This is a genomic window from Rhodococcus sp. NPDC057014 (assembly GCF_042673295.1).
Lineage (GTDB): Bacteria > Actinomycetota > Actinomycetes > Mycobacteriales > Mycobacteriaceae > Rhodococcus_F.
In genome coordinates, this window is sequence record NZ_JBHUSF010000200.1 from 1 (window position 1) to 16,249 (window position 16,249).

The following is a 16,249-nucleotide window of genomic DNA, read 5'->3' on the forward strand; positions in this document are numbered from 1 at the left end:
GGCTCACCAGGTGGGAGCCGAGCCACCGCCAGACGCGGGCAACTACCCCGGAGACCAGCATGGACGACGAAGGCAGCCGGCAACCGCCACGGTACGCTCGTCCCAGCCCCGTCCCTGCAGGCCGAAGGTTCAGCCCGCGCGAAAGGGGTACTACTGCACCGGCAGTTCGAAAAGGGGGCGGGAATGGCCATCAAAACCCGGAAGCGGGGACAACTCACCCGGGATGCGGTGGTGCAATGTGCGGCCGAGGAATTCGTCCGGAACGGCTATGTTCAGGCGACACTGGAAAACATTCTCGTCGGAGTGGGCGCCACCAAAGGTGGCCTCTACTTTCATTTCAAATCCAAGGAACAACTCGCGCGCGCCGTGATCGATGCGGGGTTCACCGAATTGGACCAGATCTGCACCGGACGGATGAAACCGTACACGAGTGCGGTCGAGGCACTGATCGAATTCACCTACGCCTTCGCCCACGACCGGTCCGCCGACCCGATGATCGGCGCCGCGTTCCGGTTGGTCCTCGAGATCGGCGACTACCGCGGCACCACACCGAACACCGTCTTCGAGGATTGGACGCAGACGTGCCGGGAGTTGGTGCACCGGGCCCGGGCGGAGGGTGATCTCCGCGCGGACGTCGACGCCGAGAAGCTCGCCCCGCTCCTGGTCGACGCGGCCTACGGTGTTCGCCTGCACGCCGCTGTCCCCGGCAATCAAGGAACGCCGGCGCAGCAGATGACGGTGATGTGGCGGATGCTGCTGCCGGGCCTGACCGATCCGGCGACCGGCCGATACCTGTGCCAGTTCGCGGCCCGCCGGCACCGCCCGACGACCACCGCTCCCGGGGACCCGCACCCGCAGCAGCGCCTACCGGCGTGAACGACGTCGCCTACCCGGACCTGAACCTCTTTCCGGGTCGAGGCCTGGTGGCGGCACCACCGGGGCCGGCACCGACCGAGCCGGTGTTGTCCGTGCCTCCAAATCCCTTGTGCCAATCGGATGCGTGGCGGCATCGGACTCTACGATCAGCGGATGCCGAGACTCTCCGGAGACGTCCGCCGTGCTCAGCTCGTCGAATCAGCGTTGAGGGTCGCCGAGACGAGCGGGATGGACTCGGTCACCGCCCGCGCTGTCGCCAAGGAGGCCGGGTCTGCCGCATTTCCGGTTCGAGAGCATGGACGAGCTCGTCGCCGACATGGACGAATCGCTGATTCTGCAGCTCACCCCTGGCCTGCCGTCGGGGCAGTATCGAGGCATTGCCCACCGCGGGCCCGGCACCCGATATCGTCGCCTGGATGGACGAGTCAGCCCACCACCACACCGATCGGCTGGAGGACTCCGCAGAGGTATCCGACGACGCGCCGACCGCGCCGGTGCGGGACGAGCAGCGCGACGAAGTCCTGGCCCGGGCGGTGATCGATGCCCTCGCTGACGGCATGACATGGGAGCAGATCGGGGCCCGGCTCGGCGTACCCCGCCCGAGCCGGCACGACGCAGTGACCGACCGGGAGTGGCAGGACGCGATCGTCGACCACGAGAACGCCCGTGCACAGCGGATCCAGCGGCGCCCTCAGGAATCGCCCCACCACCACCACGCCCCGAAGCCCCCCCGTGCGGGATGACGGCGAGACCAGCGGGTGGTAGCCCGCCTGGGTGAAGGAAGGACTGGCCGCATCGCTCGGCGCGCGCATGGAGCTCACCGGCGAGGTGCGCCGGATGGGTCGGTCGTGACGAATTGCGGGCTTCCGCTGTCGATGGGTCACCCGTCGTCTTACCGTGAAAGTCCACGATGCCCGCGGCCCGCGTGGACCTACGCGGAGGAGGATCCGCTTACGCAACACCAACAGGACAGGAGGTTCCAGGCAACCTCCAGTTCGACCTCGGATCATCCCGTATCGCCATGAATCGTGGCGCCAGCGTGCCGCGCTGGACATGCCTCATGGACACCGTGCCAAATAGCGTCGGCAAAAACGTGCCAGATAGCGCCGGGAGTCACAGAAATCTGAAGAGGTTCGGCGAGCTCATTACTGTCGGAAACTCGCGTCGAGAACAGGTGTCGAAAAACCATTTTGTCAGCATTTTCGACACATGGTTGTGACGACGCCATGGTTGTCGGTGCTCGTCGCTCCACCGCCCTTGCCATGAAGTTTGAGAGCTGCTGAACGATCGGCGAACCATTCAGCGGCGACCGTCGCGGATCTGGTAGACCTTCGCCATTGCCGGTCGTTCGCCACCCTCGTTCGCGGCCCAAGGGCGCTGGCCGGGGGAGTCGCCATCGGGGCAGGGCGTAGCTGGCAATTGGGTCATCGCCGGAGCTCCCGGTCATCATCCGAGGTCATCCGGCGATGATCTTGGCGCCGCCGAGTCCGACGGCGTCGCTCGTGACGATGTGAGCGGGCGTAAATCGCGGTCCATTGAAGTCCCCCCCTTCCTCCCCTGGGTCCATACCGCCACCGTTGTCAAGCGCGCTACACAGAAAACGCAATTCATTACATTTCGTATCAATAATGAAATGAAACGTAATGAAATGAAATATGTTACGATTTCTGAGTTGCCGATGACGGGAGGCGCCCGATGGGCGAGAACAAGCCAGGTAGGCCCCGGGTGTACGAGTCGAACGCCGACCGCGTCCGCGCCTGGCGGGACCGGAAGAAGCAGGAGACCGCCTCGGCCGCGGCGGAGGCTGAATTGCCCACCGACCCAGGGGAGGCTGCGGCGACGCTGACGCAGCTCCTGCCGTTGCTGAGGCAAGAAGCCGACAACGCGTTCGAGAAGCTGACCGCGGTCACCGACCGGATCACCGGCGCGGTGGACCTACTCGGCGACCCCGCCGTAATCGATGCTCACCTGCGCCGCGCCCAGGTGGCCGCGGACAAGGTGCGAGCCGACGCGGCAGCCGAACTCGAACAGTCACAGGCCCGGCTCGACGCCGCGCTCGACGACCGGGCCAACGCCGACGCGGCAGCCGACGCGGCGGAGTCGGCGGCCGCGGAGTCGGCGGCCGCACTGGCCGAAGCCAAGCGCGAGCACGCCGAGCAGGTGCAGACGCTCCAAGCGGCTCACCAGGAGGAGCTCTCCACCCTCACCGAGGAACACGCCGCGGTCCTGGGCCGCTGGCAGGAGCAGATGCAGGCGGCGGAGGCGGAGTACCGCGACAAGGCCGCGGAACAACATCGAATCATCGAATCCCAGCGCACCCGCATCACGGAGCTCGATCGGGAGATGCTGCAGACCCAGGCCGGCGCCGACCGCGCGGCCGCGGCGGCGTCGGCCACCATCGAACGACTCGAGGCCGATCTGGCGGAGGCGCGGAGTGCGACCCAGGCCGAACGCACGCGAGCGGACACGGCCCGCGACGAACTCGCCACCACCAAAGCGGATCTCGCCACGGCCCAGGCCCACGCAGAGGCTGCCCGCGAACGTGCGGAGGAGCTGCGCACCGAGCTCGCCGAGGCGCGTAGCGCAAGCGTGACCGCCAAAGACACCGCACGAAGAACGAAATAACTGCCAGTACTGTCAGCTGGTCCGTACCAAGAACCTCAAGGAGTGAAAGCTGTGGCACGCAAGGTCGTGGTGGAGCTGGTCGACGACATCGACGGCACCGACTTCGGGGAGGACGGCGAGAGCATCAGCTACGGACTCGACGGCGTCGAATACGTGATCGACCTGAAAGACGAGCACGCGAAGGAGTTCCGCGAGGTGCTCGACTACTACATCGCGCACTCCATCCGCGTCGGCGGCCGCAAACACCGCTCGGACCGGCCGGCCAACCCCACCACGGCGAGGCGGCCCCGGGGCGAAACGCAGAAGATCCGCACCTGGGCGATCGAGCATGGCTACGAACTGTCCGCCCGCGGGCGAATCCCCGCAGAGATCGAGCACGCCTTCCACGCTGCCCACTGACCAAGTCTCAGAACGCGACATAGATCCGAGGGGGGGCTGTGCGTTTCAAAGATAAGTACCCAGAGCTGTTTCGGCAGCTGGACCCGGCCCGCAATTCCGGGATCGATCTGGAGTCGGTCCCGGTCTCGTCTCACGAGATGCTGTGGTGGCGATGCCCCGCCGGTCACCAGTGGCGAGAGACCCCGCTGCAACGGTGCTCGCCCGCGATGTGGAAGAGGGGGGACGTCGACGCATGCCTGTACTGCGTCGCTCCCGGCTGCCTCGTGTACAGCTGCGGTCACCGCAGCTTTCGGAGCAGTGAATCGACCTTCCGGGTGCTCGCTCACCCGTGCGCCAAGTGCGAGATCACCGAGCACACCCGCCTGATCCTCGACACACTCGACGACTCCGCCGCGGCCGCGGTCGCCCTCCTCAACGCCGACCCCTACTACGCCCGGTTCTGCGCCCAGGCGAGCGAGATCGTCGAGTGGTGGGACGAGATCTTCCCGCTGGTGGAGGCGTACTTCGTGCGGATGGTCAGCGTGTACGTCGCCATCGCGGCCGTCGAGCACCGCCCCGAACTGAGCTACCCGACATCGAGCCTGCTCGGTGCGTGCATGCTGCGTGTCCTCGCCGCGCTACCCCACAGCGTCCGGGACGAGCTGCATTCGGCGGTGCCGGACGATGCCGGCGACTTCCGGCGCACTCATCTTCCCGGCAGCCACAATTCCGAGGTCGGGTGGTCGCTGAAGAAACTCGGCTTCGACATCCTCGACACACCCCTCGGCGATGATGTCGAGCGGCGCCTGCAGTTCTGTGAACGACAGCGCTTCTCCGCGACCGGGGAGCGGCCGCCGATCGACCTCGAGGGCAGGCACTATCCGCCCTTCGCTCATCTTCCCCGTGACCGCGAAAGCGGTGCGTCGTCCGAGCTGCGGGGATTCCGATCGAAGCAGCTCCCCCCGCGTATCCCGGCAGTCCGGGTGACGCTCGGCGCATCCTCACCCGCCGACACCGACGACCCCCTCGGCCGCACACACCTCGGGTACCACCGAGACCTCACCCCGCAGGAGTTGTGGGAGCGCGCCCGCGGAGTGTGGAAACTGCGCGCCGACCACGTCGCCGCGTCCACGATCGCCCTGGTCGTGCACGACAAGACCGTCGTTCTGGTCGGGTCGATCACCGGACTGACCATCCACCGCGGCGGCCTGGCCATCCTCGGTGAGCCGATTCCCGATCACCGGCTGATCGGCACACCCGACCCGCTCCACACACCGAGCCCGCTTGCCCATGGCGTCATCGATGGGGAAGGAGCCCGAAGCGGGGCCGAACGTCCCCCTCAGCAGCGGTGGGCCACTGCCTGAGCACTCCGGCACCAGGGACGGCCGATGGAATACCACCGGGCGGTGCGGGTGTTGAACAGGCCGACGGTGGCGGGCATACCCCGGGTACCACATCAGAACAGTCGCTGCGAGCGACCACTTGCCGAGAGGCGATATGGCGTCACCGTCACCCCGAACCGGGTAAGACCTGCACTGCGCAGCGTTCTCGGTAGGGATGAGGAGCCGCTGACACCGGGGAAGGTGCCGGCGGCTTTCCTCTGGAGTCCCTACAGGTCCTCGACCCGAACCGAGCCAGGATCGGTGTCGAAGACCTGGCCTTTGAGGCTCGGATGCCGAAGCTCACCATGCCCGGTGTACTCCCGATACTCGATCGCCAGCGTGATGACCGGGTCCAACCACCGGACACCACTGGGATGCGCCTCGGCGGGCGGTGGCCCTTGCTCGGCGAACGGGCTTGCCGGCCGCTCCAGCTTTCGGAAGTCTTCCCGGAGTTGACGGCGCATCGCCATCGTCAGACCGGACGAGACCACACCGACCGGGACCAACCGGCTTTCGGCATCGTAGGCACCGAGAATCACGGCGGCCACCGACCGGCTCGAACCAACAAAGCCGGCGGCCACAATCGCCCGCCTCAGGCGGATCGCGGTCTTCACCCAGGCCCGGCTGCGCTGACCCGGAAGGTAGATCGACGTCGATCTCTTCCCGACGACGCCCTCCTGACCTGCGGACCTGGCCGCATTCAGCATGATTCGCCCGCTTTGCGATTCCCAATGCGGGGGGACGGTGATCGGCAGGCCGCCGATGTCCTTGAGCGCCGCGTCCAGCGTGGCCAGCTCCGCCCGCCGGTCCAGATACGACGCCGTCATGATTGATTCGCCGCTTGTGACCAAGAGGTCAAAAGGTAGGTATGTCACCGGGATTCGCTTCTGCAGTGGCTTCGTTGCGTGGGCCACGGCCATCCGGCGCTGGAGCAGATTGAAGCTGGGCTTGCCCCTGTCGAGGGCCACGATCTCCCCGTCGAGCACGATCGGTTCCGCGCTGCCGAAGGCCACCGCAAGTGCCTCGGCGACCTCGGGATACGAGCCGGTCACCACGTTGAGGTTGCGGGTCCACAGCTTTGGATCGCGGCCGCCGCCGACCGAGGCCAGGATTCGGCACCCGTCGAACTTCATCTCAAAACTCCACGGCCGCTCGTCGTCCGGGGGAGGGCCGGCCGTGGCCAGCATCGGCGCGATCAGCCGCATAGGCCGATTGTCCCTGTGAACTGGCCGAAGTTCGCGGGCTTGCAGCACAGACCCCACCATCGCATGCTAGGTGTCAGTATTTTGTTGACATGTACTTGCTTGTCAGCAGGATGAGGACGTGGCTGAGTCGAAGAAGTTCGTGGGAACCGTGACGAACGAGCAGGTCGTCGCCGCGATCCGGGCGCAACACGAGGCGACGGTCCGCGCCAAGTCGACACTGGCGCAGATGGTGTCCGTCGCCCGGAACCGGGGGATCAGCTGGACCGTGATCGGCGAGGCCCTGGGCGGGATCACGAAGCAATCGGCGCAGCGAAAGTATGCGCCCTCGATCAAGGCGGACCGAGAAGCCGAAGAGCGCAAGGTCGCGGAGCTGCTCGGACTGACGGACGAAGAGGTCAACACCCTACGTACCTGGGGAGATTCCGACCGCGACAAATCCTCGCGGTAATCGTCGAGGTCCCGGCGGTTGGTAAAGCCCCCACAAAGACCGCCGCGATCACCGCGGCGACGAGGAGACGGTGCGGGGGCGCACTGCTGGTCGTGATCGGGTGGGCTGCCCACTCCACCGCCGACGTCTGGTCGCATGCGTTCTGGTTCCTCGCCGTCGTTAGCCCTTCGTGGTCGGCCGGAATCGGGTGTTCGCAGCCCGCCGTCCTCTCGCTGCCACGGTTGCTCGCACTCGTTTTGTGATCGTGGTGGACACTCATCGTTGGTCAAGGCGATTATCCCCCCTCCCGTCAGAACACATGAGGCGCCCAGTGAGCGGAGTGAATCGACTACCTTCTTCCCGGGGGTCGAGAGGCTGTGAGAATCGTGGGTGAAGTGGTTTCTCGTTCCTGCCGACAGGGGCCGCGCAGTCCTGGGAAGAACCGGGTCGACGCAGCGGTTCAGTGGTGAGCTGTTCGCCACTATTTTTTGGGATTTAGTGGAACAAGCATTGCCGCCGTATCGGATGCGTAATCACCTTCACCATTTGGTTTCGAGTAACCGCGAAAATAGAAGATGACGTTTCCCCGAGAAGCTGCGCTTCCCTCTACCTTTTTCCCGTCGACCACGTCGTAGCAAATCCGCCGATGGAGCTCCAATCGCACATCGATCTCAGGTATCTCTATGATCGCACCCCATTCGGGACCTCGCTGCTTCCAGAGCGCCGAAGTGAGTTCTTCGGCTAACTTCTTGGCGTGTTGAACTATTGGAGAATCGATGGTTCCAAACTTCTTTGGTTTTGAAGGAAATTGCCCGACAACATTTTCCAATATCTTGACTATTCTCCCTTTGGATGCAGCCGGAAGATCCTTTATTAAAAAATCTCCCTGAACGAACTTTACTCCATTTCGCCTAGTCTGAACCTCTCCCAATGTTGGCGTTATGCTCCTATTCGTATAATTGACAATGTATCCTTTTGTAGACTTTGATCTCTCTGCAATAAACAGGGTTCCCGTATTCCCTGGCTGTCCGCCCCCTATTTCTTTGAAAAAGCTTACTGTAATTGGGGACGTATGTCCTGGTTGAGGCTCCTCGAAGCCAAGCAATACATGTCCATTAGTGGCTGACCAGTCCTCGACCGATTGGGTCAAAAAGGGTACGATTTCACACATTCGTTTCGGTTTGGGATAATCGTCAAGTCCGAGCCCGGTCACCTCGAGTGTGAGTTGAACCTCGTAGTCAGGCCTTCCGCAACCGCCGGGCCAACTCGCTCCCGGATCTGTTCGAAGAGTTATTATGCCTGAGGTGTCTTGTAGCGAGACCGTTTGATGAAACACTCTCCCCGCGCAATGTGGCCAGTCCTTGAATATATCGCTAATGGCTTCCATTAATTCGCCATATATCGACTTGGCGGCACCGCTCGACAGCGCTTTCTTTGCCAAGTCAATCAGGTCGCCTTCGTTGCCTGGTCCTATCTTCGAAACACCATATCCTGCTAAAGCTGACGCCCCGATTCCGCCAATGATCATTAAGGCCTTGGCGAGAATGTATGGGTCGTCCACGTCTCTATCATTGATGAGAGTTATATCTACAGTGTAATCGTCTGGACTTTGGGCGTCCTTGCCTGCAGTACGATCGCCCACGGTTATGGGCCGTACCGGTTCCTCTGAAATTGAGCCATCCGCGCTATCTCGTGAAGTAACGTGCACAGGTAGAAGCTCCGGCCAATCTTCAAAACGAAGTTTCGTCCCGTTCCTGAACTTTGGAATCGAATTCGTATTCGATCGGTCGCCCAGGACGACCGAGGTGGCATAAACGGGGACATACCCTTCTGGGGTTCTTTTCTTTGTAACTAAAATGACAGTTATGTAGTCGACGTAGCGTTCAGGGTTAGTCTTTGAAAGGCATGTGATCGAATCGATAGTGAGTTGCTTTCTCGCGACCATGATGAACTCCCCGGTTTACAACAAGACTGGTTGGTACTCTTTATTTTGCTCCGGTCAGGTTTCCAAGTCACGGCTTCTTCGCTGACCTAACCGTCCAGGATGTGTAGCCCGCTGGGGAGAGAACAGCGAGCGGAGCAGCCCACCGCACAATAGGGACGTCGGATGGCAAGGAGGGACCCTGTGACCTCGGTACGCGAGTTCTACACCGCGGCCGAGCTCGAACAGCTCGGCTACGTTCGGGACCGGCTGGTGGAGCTATTCGGTGATCCCGATCAGACCGACAGCGAGGACCGTGGGTCGCGCGAGACAGTCTTCGCGGTCGAACGCGATGTACTCGCGCCCGCCGCTCAGCAAATCTTCACCGCATTCGAACCGGACTTCGACACTCGAGCCGGGATGATTGCAGCGGTCAGCGGCTCGGGTGGCCGCAGATGGAGCAGATGCTCGCGCGTGTCACCATACGGGAGCAGGCCGGCGCCGACCGCGGCTAGCAGCGAGGACGTCGCCCGGGGCGAGTGCGCTGCGAAGTAGGTCCGTACCCAGGAGGACGGATCAGGGAAACGGGATTCGGTATTCCTGTCCGGCACGGCGATTCGCAGACCCCTACCTCGACATGCTCGCCGCCAACGGCCACGAGCTGACCGACGTCGAGAAAGCCATCGCCGGACAACTCGACCCCACCGCCATCGATATCGACTGACCACCACCTGGGCCGGGGCGCAACACCCATGCCCCGGCCCAGGGCCGGTCACCGCGGAACTTCGCGGTCGGCCGCATCCCGCGCGGCTCAGCCACGTCCCTCACCTCCCTAGAGCGGGGCACGGGATGCGGCCGAGCAGCGGCCACCACAGGCGCCGCACCTCAAGCGCACCCGGCCGCCGGGCCCCGAAAACAAAACTCAAATACGCCTGGAAACAGAAAGAAACGGCTCTTTCTTGCCGTCCCCGAAATTCTTCTACCTGACCACCATCCGCGCCAAGGATGCGAAAACAAATACTCGCCCGCGGACGCGAACTCCCTTATATCGAGCGACTATTTATTTCACTTCCCCTTGACGCATGGGTGTTCCGGGCAAAAACACGGCCCAGTACGACACGAAGGCGCACAGCTGCAGTGATGGGCGCAGGTCGCACGGATACGGGGACGCGGATCGGAGATCAGAAAGTGTCGATAAACCGGCAGAGCTACGCGCAGAAATTACGCAAATAAAAGGCGGAATATCACCGCATAAACCCTTGGAATAAGTGGCGGTATTCGATAAAATGAAATCACTGGAAATGATACTCGGAGGGGAATCGTGACGGTCACCATTTACACCAAACCGGCCTGCATGCAGTGCAACGCGACGCACCGCGCACTCGACGAAGCGGGAATCGGCTACACCACCGTCGACATCACCGAAGACCCCAACGCCCGCGAACACCTCCTCACCCTCGGCTACCTCCAGGCCCCCGTCGTCATCGCAGGTGACGAGCACGGGTCCGGGTATCGCCCGGATCGCATCCGCCGACTGACCGCGGCCTGAAACACCCTCCCGTGTCACCCAGAAGGGACCGACCCGCCATGACCGCAGCACTCGAACTGGTCCACACCCAGGCCGCCGACGCCGGACCCGCAGAATCCATCGAGGCCACCGACCTCGGCATCGACGCCCACACCGACATCGAGGTCCTGTGCCTGTGCGCGCTGCTGTGGGCGCCCACCGAGGCCGCCCACCGTGCCGTCGCCGCACTCGACGCCGCCGACTTCCAACAGCCCATCCACCGAGAGCTCTACACCGTCATCGCCGGCCTGGTCCGCTCCGGTGCCCCGCACGATCCCACCATGGTCGCCGCCGACCTTGAACGCACCGGCAAGTTCGCCGGCCACCACGGACGCCAACGATCCCGGCACCTCGCGAACATCACCACCCGCGGGGCCGACCACATCGCCCTCGACCACTACACCCGCGCCGTCATCTCGCAGGCCTATCGGCGTAGCTTCCGTGCCGCTGCAGAATCCCTCGCCCAAGCCGCCGAGCAACTTCCCGAAGACCAACTCTTCGAGCACATGGTTGCCCTCGGCCGCCAACAACGCACCGCCACCGAGCGTCTCGCCCACCTCCGAGGAGTAGACCAGTGACTATCCACGCCGCCCACCTGACCACCGACGACGAGCGCGACGCCTGGCACCTGCACCAGAGCGGACTGTCCTGGGCGCAGGTCGGCCGCGAGATCGGCTGCACCGAATCCGCTGCCCGCGCCTTCGCCACCGCCTACGAGCAGCGCACCGACGCCGCCGCCGACGAAGATCAGATCAGCCTGTTCTGACAGACCCCACGCACACTCACCGCCACAATCACACCGCGGCGAGATGCCTTCACCACGCTGAATCCGTCAGGCGTGCGGCGTGACCACCGAATGGACGTCGGTAGCATGAAGGGCTTGCACGTCAGTCCTCAGCCAGGGTCATCGCAGGGGCCACACGCAGTCAGGAGAATCGATGACTATTCCTGGGACGCTCTTTCAACTGATCGCATTTCTCCTTCTCGTCGTACCCGGAATCGTGTACACGGCGTGCAGACGGTACCTACGTGGACCGACTCCCGACGAAAAAGACTTCAGCGTGCGGTTGGTCCATGCCATTGCGGCGAGCATCATTTTCGACTGCGTGTACCTCATCATCGTGGGACCTTGGATCATCAGCACGGTGGAACGGGTCGAGGCGGACAGCAACATTTTGTTGACAAATCCACGACTCACCGCACTCGCCGTTCTCGTGCTTGCCGTTGTCATCCCGGCGACAGTTGCTGGAATTCAGCAGGTCAGATTCGCCCGCGACCCGGTCTCAGTGGGGTTTGCACCCAGTCGCCGGCCCTACCCGAGTGCGTGGGATGCGAAGGCCACAGAACGGGCGGACTGCTTTGTTCGAATTCGCACTGCGGATGGGAGGTGGGTAGGCGGGTACATGCCTTCAGAGGAAGGGTACATAGCGACGTATCCCGAATCTCGGGACATCTTCATCCCGGAGCAGTGGGAAATGGGAGAGAACGGAGAATTCCTCGATCCGGTGAAAGGCAGCCTTGGAATCTACGTTCCACTCACGGGAAACGAACGTATCTCCTGGATAAGAGAGCCACCGACTCCTGAGGAACAACCATCGGAGGGTGCTGACCGAAATCGGTACTTGAGGCTATTTGGCCTTGCTCTCACCTCCGCCGCCGCTGGGGCGATTGCGGGGCGGTGGAGGTGGCGGAGTCGCCACTGACCTCGGCCGTGCTCCGTGTGTGCCTCCGCCCTGAGGAGCTGCACCACCTGTCACTGCCCTGGGTGTCCGACTCTGACTCGGACGATGACCACGAGATTCCTCAGCCATTGTGTCCCCTTTCTCGTAGCTACCGCCGCAGCAGGGCGGCGGTAGCTACACGATAACCCAATACTGGTTCGGCGTCCGTGCCTCTACTATGTAGTTGTGCGCAGAGTTATTCGTCAACTTCGACAACGGCAGTAAGGCGCCCGATCGAAAGCATCGCTCCACTGAAGGTTGCGAGAATTTCCGCTTTGATCCTTTGCACGACCTCGTCACTCACGTCTGCGAGTCGGTGAATTTGAATAACACGGCGGTCGTTAACGTAATTGAATGAAACACGTGCCCCGGAGACACCGTGGATGCTCATAATTGCAAGAATTTGGTCGGCGATCGGTCCCTCTTCGGCCTCCCTGCCGTATTTCATCCACCGCAATTCATCGGGTGTAAAACGCTCAATTGAGCGAGTCCTGTCTCGTTTCAGATCGCGTACCGTTTCCAAGATTTCAGGAATCATGGCACTCGTATCAATGTCCTGTGGAACTTGCTGGCTGGACAGGGAAGTTCTCGCCTCTTCAAATTCCTTCTCGTAATCTCCCCAGCTTCTATCGAAGCGTGGTTTCACTCTGCTCCACTCGATTCCCGCGGTATCGGCGACTAGTTTGAGTACTTTCTCCACGCCGTCCTTGTTCAGGAGTTTTCCTTGGAACTGTTTCAGCGGACTGCTAAGTTCGGCCGGATTGTTGTAGTCCACAAGCACGGGGGCTACCCGGGAGTCGTCGTCGTTCAGCGCTTTCGAAAGCGCGCCTGCCTCGAAGTTGATCCACGGAGCGTTTTCATTACTGCGTGTCACGATAATGATCCCGAATGAGGTCTCTTTCAGGGTTTTTCGAATCTCGTCGAGCCCACGGGTTCCCGGCTCAATACTGACTTCCGACATCCACGGCTTTACATGGTCGAACATTTCGTTGACAAGTCGCTCCCAGACCACGGCGACGTGCTTCGACACGTCGCCAGACCAGCTGATGAAGACAGTCAACACGGGTGAATTTGTCACTCCCTGAGATTAGCAGCGGCAAGTGGACGGTGTGTCGGTGGCGATGTGGAGAGCTACCTGAACAGCGCGTGCCCGAAGGATTCGCTAGGCCTGAACTGAAGTTCTTGTTTCGAACAATGAGACTCTACCCTCCACCAAATTCGATCGGGGAAGCTTTTATCGCACTACAGGGGTTCAACTCGGCGACATTCACCGACAATTTAGTGGTGCAGGTCGGGTTCGTGGCCGAAGTTGCTCGCCCGGGTAGCAGTGGCTTGGGGCATCTCGTGGGGCCTGTCCGGCTGCTGTCAAACTGCGGATGAGGTCCGCGCTCGCAAGACTGCGCCGGGTTAGCGGCCGAATTTTCCGGTCGTGCGCTTCGATTCCCATCGATCGAGCTGATGAAGTGCATGCCTGTCATAACCGACGGACGCCATGGCCTCTTTGATTCGCTCGATGTCGAGACCAACGGCTTCGCAATCGCCTAGTGCAATCGGCATCATCAACTCGGTTTGGCTATTCTTCGCCCATCCGTTGTTGCCGAGGTGATCGAGGTAGTCGAGTAGTTTGGCCTCCTCTGTTGTGAAGCCTTCCCAAGGGACGCCCGGTTGCTTTTTCACCACCGAATCAGGTTAGCCCGTGAGTCGGCGGCAAGCTTGGAAGCGATGTAAACGACTTAGAATTTCGGAGCGCGGTCGTAGGGGTCGCGGTCTGTCGCGTGCGTCAACGGGTTGAGGGGTTGCCGGATCGAGTGTTTCAAAAATGAACGTTTTCGGAACATCCGCGACTCCGTGGGCCGACCAGGGGGCGGTTGTGTTCCGAAACCCGTGTCAAAAACCGATGTTTCACAAACTCCGGTTGTCGGTGAGTTGTGGAACACTCCTGGCTCGTGAACGAACTTTTGGGCTACGCGAGGGTCTCGACCGCCGAGCAGACCGCAGATTCGCAGAGAGACGCTCTCAGCGTCGCCGGCTGCTCGAGGGTGTGGACAGACACCGCGAGCGGGGCCACAACCTCACGTCCGCAGCTCAACGACATGCTCTCGCATCTGAGGGAAGGCGACACGCTCGTCGTGTGGCGGCTCGACCGACTCGGTCGCTCGCTCCCCCATCTGTTGCAGACCGTGGAGGACCTCGACGGGCGCGGCATCGGATTCCGGTCGCTCACCGAGTCGATCGACACCACCACCTCCGGCGGCAAACTGATCTTCTCGATCTTCGGCGCGCTCGCCGAGTTCGAACGGAACCTCATCCGGGAACGCACCGAGGTCGGTCTCGCCGCCGCCCGAGCCCGCGGCCGCATCGGCGGCCGGCCACCGAAGATGACCACCAACAAGATCCGGCAGGCACACAAGATGCGCGAGAACGGAATGCCGCTCGTCGACATCGCCGAGATCCTCGGCGTCGGGCGTACGACGCTGTACCGGCATCTGAAGTGACCCTCGCGGACGCGGAACTGACCAATGCATCACCCGCTGCTTCAGTGTGATGAGTGACAATTATGGCCTGGCACCACCCTGTATCGATACCTAGAGTGTCGCCAAGAAGACAGGAAAGCACCGTTGTGAGCAGTGATTATGTGTGGACACCTCCAGGTCTCGACGAATCTGAGCTTGAACAATTCTTGACTATCGAGCGTGGAATCCCCAACGCTGCAAACGAATCCATTCACCGCTGGCTCACCAGAGACATGTATGGCCATGAATTCATGGATGTGACTGTCTTTCTGCGATTCCAGACCGCGGCACGTCAGGACCTCGGATTTATGAATGTTGGTCTGACCGACGTAGATCAAGTTCTCCAGGTACTTCGGGGTCTGGATCAGACTGTCCGCGCCTACCTGGTCGATTTCATGCTCAGCGAGATCACACCGTCCCGCCTCGGCACGAGACCCCAACGAGTCGAGGAGCTGCAGAAGATCCTAGGGGCGAGTGGGGCCGGGTGGCAGGTAGGCCTACGTAAGGAACGATACGGTCTAGTGGAGGTAATGCCGGGCGGCGTCGTCGACATCGTCGAAGAAGCCATGTCCGCGGCAGATCAGGCAAGCTCACTGTTGAGAGCAGCCTGGGAGCGTGCGTTCGGAATCGATCAGAGTCCGAGTCACGCCTACTACGACGCGGTGCGGGCTGTTGAAGTACTCTCATGCCCCCTGATCTCACCGAAAGACGCGAATGCCACTCTCGGTAAAGACATCAATGTGCTCCGAAACGCTCCGGACAAGTGGGAGTTTTCGATGAAGGGCTCCAAGTTCGTCTCGCCCGTGGAGCATGTCGTGTCGGCCATGCAGCTTCTATGGCACAGTCAGTCTGATCGTCACGGGCGGGCGGACTACGAGGATGTCTCAGCTGATGAGGCTCAAGCGGCGGTCCTTCTCTCATCAACCTTGGTGGGCTGGTTGTCGAAATCCATGCTCCGACGTTCCGAAGCGAACTAGCCAATAAGTGAGCAGCCGCTACGAATTTAGTGCAGGCGGAACGAAACCTTGTGGCCACGTCGTTGTCGGTGACCACCGAACACGAACCAGTTCTGCGTCGGTGAGGTTGGCACCTGTGAGGTTTGCGTCGGTGAGGTTGGCACCTGTGAGGTTCGCGTCGGTGAGGTCGGCACCCGTGAGGTTCGCGCCGTCCAGGTTCGCTCTGGTGAGATCCGTTTTCGTGAGATCTGACTCGGTGAGGTTTGCGTCGGTGAGGTTCGCGTTTGTGAAGTCCGCGCGGTCAAGCTCAGCCTTGATGAGCTTCGCGGTGGTGAGGTTGGCCATCTGGAGCTGTGCATGTCGGAGGCTCGATATCGAGAAATCTGATCCCACTAGATACGCCTGACCAAGGTCCGCGTTGAAGAGATACGCGTCGGTGAGGTTCGCGTAGCTCAGATCAGTAGTCCGCAGAATAGCGCCGGCGAGATTTGCTTTGGTCAGATCGACACCATCTAGCACCCATCCGGTGAGGTCGGCGGAGTTCAGGTTCGCCTCGGAAAGATCCGCCCCGGTCAGGTCATACGGGACTGCCCCGGCTCTGGTTGACACCTGACCCGTGAGGGATCTGCCCTCACGGTGGAAGGATGATCGACATGCCGAAGCCGTATCCGGAAGAGT

The 16,249-nt window shown here is 61.9% G+C and carries 18 protein-coding genes; 13 read left to right on the forward strand and 5 right to left on the reverse strand.

Annotation, left to right across the window (positions count from 1 at the left end; all coding sequences use genetic code 11):
- Nucleotides 1–183: 183 nt before the first annotated feature.
- The 5 genes from ACFTZB_RS29865 (at nucleotide 184) to ACFTZB_RS29885 (ending at nucleotide 5,243) form a co-directional block, all read left to right on the forward strand.
- Nucleotides 184–876, forward strand: a complete 693-nt coding sequence (locus tag ACFTZB_RS29865; RefSeq protein WP_378436897.1) for a ScbR family autoregulator-binding transcription factor — start codon at nucleotides 184–186, stop codon at nucleotides 874–876.
- 416 nt (nucleotides 877–1,292) lie between these two features.
- Nucleotides 1,293–1,619 (forward strand): hypothetical protein, encoded by a 327-nt coding sequence (locus ACFTZB_RS29870; RefSeq protein ID WP_378436899.1) that lies wholly within the window; start codon nucleotides 1,293–1,295, stop codon nucleotides 1,617–1,619.
- A 952-nt stretch (nucleotides 1,620–2,571) separates the two neighbouring features.
- Nucleotides 2,572–3,501: a hypothetical protein gene (locus ACFTZB_RS29875; protein ID WP_378436901.1), complete on the forward strand. Its 930-nt coding sequence runs from the start codon at nucleotides 2,572–2,574 to the stop codon at nucleotides 3,499–3,501.
- 51 nt (nucleotides 3,502–3,552) lie between these two features.
- Nucleotides 3,553–3,900 (forward strand): Lsr2 family protein, encoded by a 348-nt coding sequence (locus ACFTZB_RS29880; protein WP_378436903.1) that lies wholly within the window; start codon nucleotides 3,553–3,555, stop codon nucleotides 3,898–3,900.
- A gap of 38 nt (nucleotides 3,901–3,938) precedes the next feature.
- A complete protein-coding gene (locus ACFTZB_RS29885; protein WP_378436905.1) occupies nucleotides 3,939–5,243 on the forward strand; it encodes a zinc-ribbon domain-containing protein in 1,305 nt (434 codons plus the stop codon).
- 245 nt (nucleotides 5,244–5,488) lie between these two features.
- On the opposite strand, the gene ACFTZB_RS29890 is transcribed toward ACFTZB_RS29885, so the two are convergent.
- Nucleotides 5,489–6,466 (reverse strand): ATP-dependent DNA ligase, encoded by a 978-nt coding sequence (locus ACFTZB_RS29890; RefSeq protein ID WP_378436907.1) that lies wholly within the window; start codon nucleotides 6,464–6,466, stop codon nucleotides 5,489–5,491.
- Nucleotides 6,467–6,584: 118 nt separating this feature from the next.
- Between ACFTZB_RS29890 and ACFTZB_RS29895 the strand changes: the two genes are divergently transcribed.
- Complete coding sequence (locus ACFTZB_RS29895) at nucleotides 6,585–6,914, forward strand: hypothetical protein (RefSeq protein WP_378436909.1); 330 nt, start codon at nucleotides 6,585–6,587, stop codon at nucleotides 6,912–6,914.
- A 460-nt stretch (nucleotides 6,915–7,374) separates the two neighbouring features.
- Here ACFTZB_RS29895 and ACFTZB_RS29900 read toward each other — a convergent pair whose 3' ends face one another.
- A complete protein-coding gene (locus tag ACFTZB_RS29900) occupies nucleotides 7,375–8,838 on the reverse strand; it encodes a hypothetical protein (protein WP_378436911.1) in 1,464 nt (487 codons plus the stop codon).
- A 180-nt stretch (nucleotides 8,839–9,018) separates the two neighbouring features.
- Between ACFTZB_RS29900 and ACFTZB_RS29905 the strand changes: the two genes are divergently transcribed.
- The 5 genes from ACFTZB_RS29905 to ACFTZB_RS29925 all read left to right on the forward strand — a co-directional run bounded on the left by ACFTZB_RS29905 (nucleotide 9,019) and on the right by ACFTZB_RS29925 (nucleotide 12,084).
- Nucleotides 9,019–9,369: a hypothetical protein gene (locus ACFTZB_RS29905; RefSeq protein ID WP_378436913.1), complete on the forward strand. Its 351-nt coding sequence runs from the start codon at nucleotides 9,019–9,021 to the stop codon at nucleotides 9,367–9,369.
- Nucleotides 9,370–10,135: 766 nt separating this feature from the next.
- Nucleotides 10,136–10,363: a glutaredoxin-like protein NrdH gene (gene nrdH / locus ACFTZB_RS29910; protein ID WP_378436915.1), complete on the forward strand. Its 228-nt coding sequence runs from the start codon at nucleotides 10,136–10,138 to the stop codon at nucleotides 10,361–10,363.
- 38 nt (nucleotides 10,364–10,401) lie between these two features.
- Nucleotides 10,402–10,959 (forward strand): DnaB-like helicase N-terminal domain-containing protein, encoded by a 558-nt coding sequence (locus tag ACFTZB_RS29915; protein WP_378436917.1) that lies wholly within the window; start codon nucleotides 10,402–10,404, stop codon nucleotides 10,957–10,959.
- On the forward strand, nucleotides 10,956–11,147 hold the full coding sequence (locus ACFTZB_RS29920) for a hypothetical protein (protein ID WP_378436919.1): 192 nt from the start codon (nucleotides 10,956–10,958) through the stop codon (nucleotides 11,145–11,147). The genes ACFTZB_RS29915 and ACFTZB_RS29920 overlap by 4 nt, the downstream gene beginning before the upstream one ends.
- Before the next feature lie 172 nt (nucleotides 11,148–11,319).
- Nucleotides 11,320–12,084 carry a DUF6338 family protein gene (locus ACFTZB_RS29925; RefSeq protein ID WP_378436921.1) on the forward strand — a complete coding sequence of 255 codons (765 nt, stop codon included), beginning with the start codon at nucleotides 11,320–11,322 and terminating at the stop codon, nucleotides 12,082–12,084.
- Nucleotides 12,085–12,298: 214 nt separating this feature from the next.
- Here ACFTZB_RS29925 and ACFTZB_RS29930 read toward each other — a convergent pair whose 3' ends face one another.
- Together ACFTZB_RS29930 and ACFTZB_RS29935 are read right to left on the reverse strand one after the other, a co-directional pair.
- A complete protein-coding gene (locus ACFTZB_RS29930) occupies nucleotides 12,299–13,180 on the reverse strand; it encodes a TIR domain-containing protein (protein WP_378436923.1) in 882 nt (293 codons plus the stop codon).
- A gap of 329 nt (nucleotides 13,181–13,509) precedes the next feature.
- The gene (locus ACFTZB_RS29935; protein ID WP_378436925.1) at nucleotides 13,510–13,782 is read right to left on the reverse strand and encodes a hypothetical protein; all 273 of its coding nucleotides are present in this window, start codon (nucleotides 13,780–13,782) and stop codon (nucleotides 13,510–13,512) included.
- A gap of 266 nt (nucleotides 13,783–14,048) precedes the next feature.
- Between ACFTZB_RS29935 and ACFTZB_RS29940 the strand changes: the two genes are divergently transcribed.
- Both ACFTZB_RS29940 and ACFTZB_RS29945 read left to right on the forward strand, forming a co-directional pair.
- Nucleotides 14,049–14,597 (forward strand): recombinase family protein, encoded by a 549-nt coding sequence (locus tag ACFTZB_RS29940; protein ID WP_378436927.1) that lies wholly within the window; start codon nucleotides 14,049–14,051, stop codon nucleotides 14,595–14,597.
- A 125-nt stretch (nucleotides 14,598–14,722) separates the two neighbouring features.
- Nucleotides 14,723–15,592 (forward strand): hypothetical protein, encoded by an 870-nt coding sequence (locus tag ACFTZB_RS29945; protein ID WP_378436929.1) that lies wholly within the window; start codon nucleotides 14,723–14,725, stop codon nucleotides 15,590–15,592.
- Nucleotides 15,593–15,610: 18 nt separating this feature from the next.
- Here the strand turns inward: ACFTZB_RS29945 and ACFTZB_RS29950 are convergent.
- Nucleotides 15,611–16,249, reverse strand: a 639-nt coding sequence (locus ACFTZB_RS29950) for a pentapeptide repeat-containing protein (RefSeq protein ID WP_378436931.1), incomplete at its 5' end; no start/stop codon positions are given.

Coding starts and splice junctions, on each gene's coding strand:
- ACFTZB_RS29915 (WP_378436917.1), top strand. CDS start 10,402: ATGACCGCAGCACTCGAACTGGTCCACACCCAGGCCGCCGACGCCGGA.
- ACFTZB_RS29900 (WP_378436911.1), bottom strand. CDS start 8,838: ATGGTCGCGAGAAAGCAACTCACTATCGATTCGATCACATGCCTTTCA.
- ACFTZB_RS29925 (WP_378436921.1), top strand. CDS start 11,320: ATGACTATTCCTGGGACGCTCTTTCAACTGATCGCATTTCTCCTTCTC.
- ACFTZB_RS29870 (WP_378436899.1), top strand. CDS start 1,293: ATGGACGAGTCAGCCCACCACCACACCGATCGGCTGGAGGACTCCGCA.
- ACFTZB_RS29890 (WP_378436907.1), bottom strand. CDS start 6,466: ATGCGGCTGATCGCGCCGATGCTGGCCACGGCCGGCCCTCCCCCGGAC.
- ACFTZB_RS29865 (WP_378436897.1), top strand. CDS start 184: ATGGCCATCAAAACCCGGAAGCGGGGACAACTCACCCGGGATGCGGTG.
- ACFTZB_RS29875 (WP_378436901.1), top strand. CDS start 2,572: ATGGGCGAGAACAAGCCAGGTAGGCCCCGGGTGTACGAGTCGAACGCC.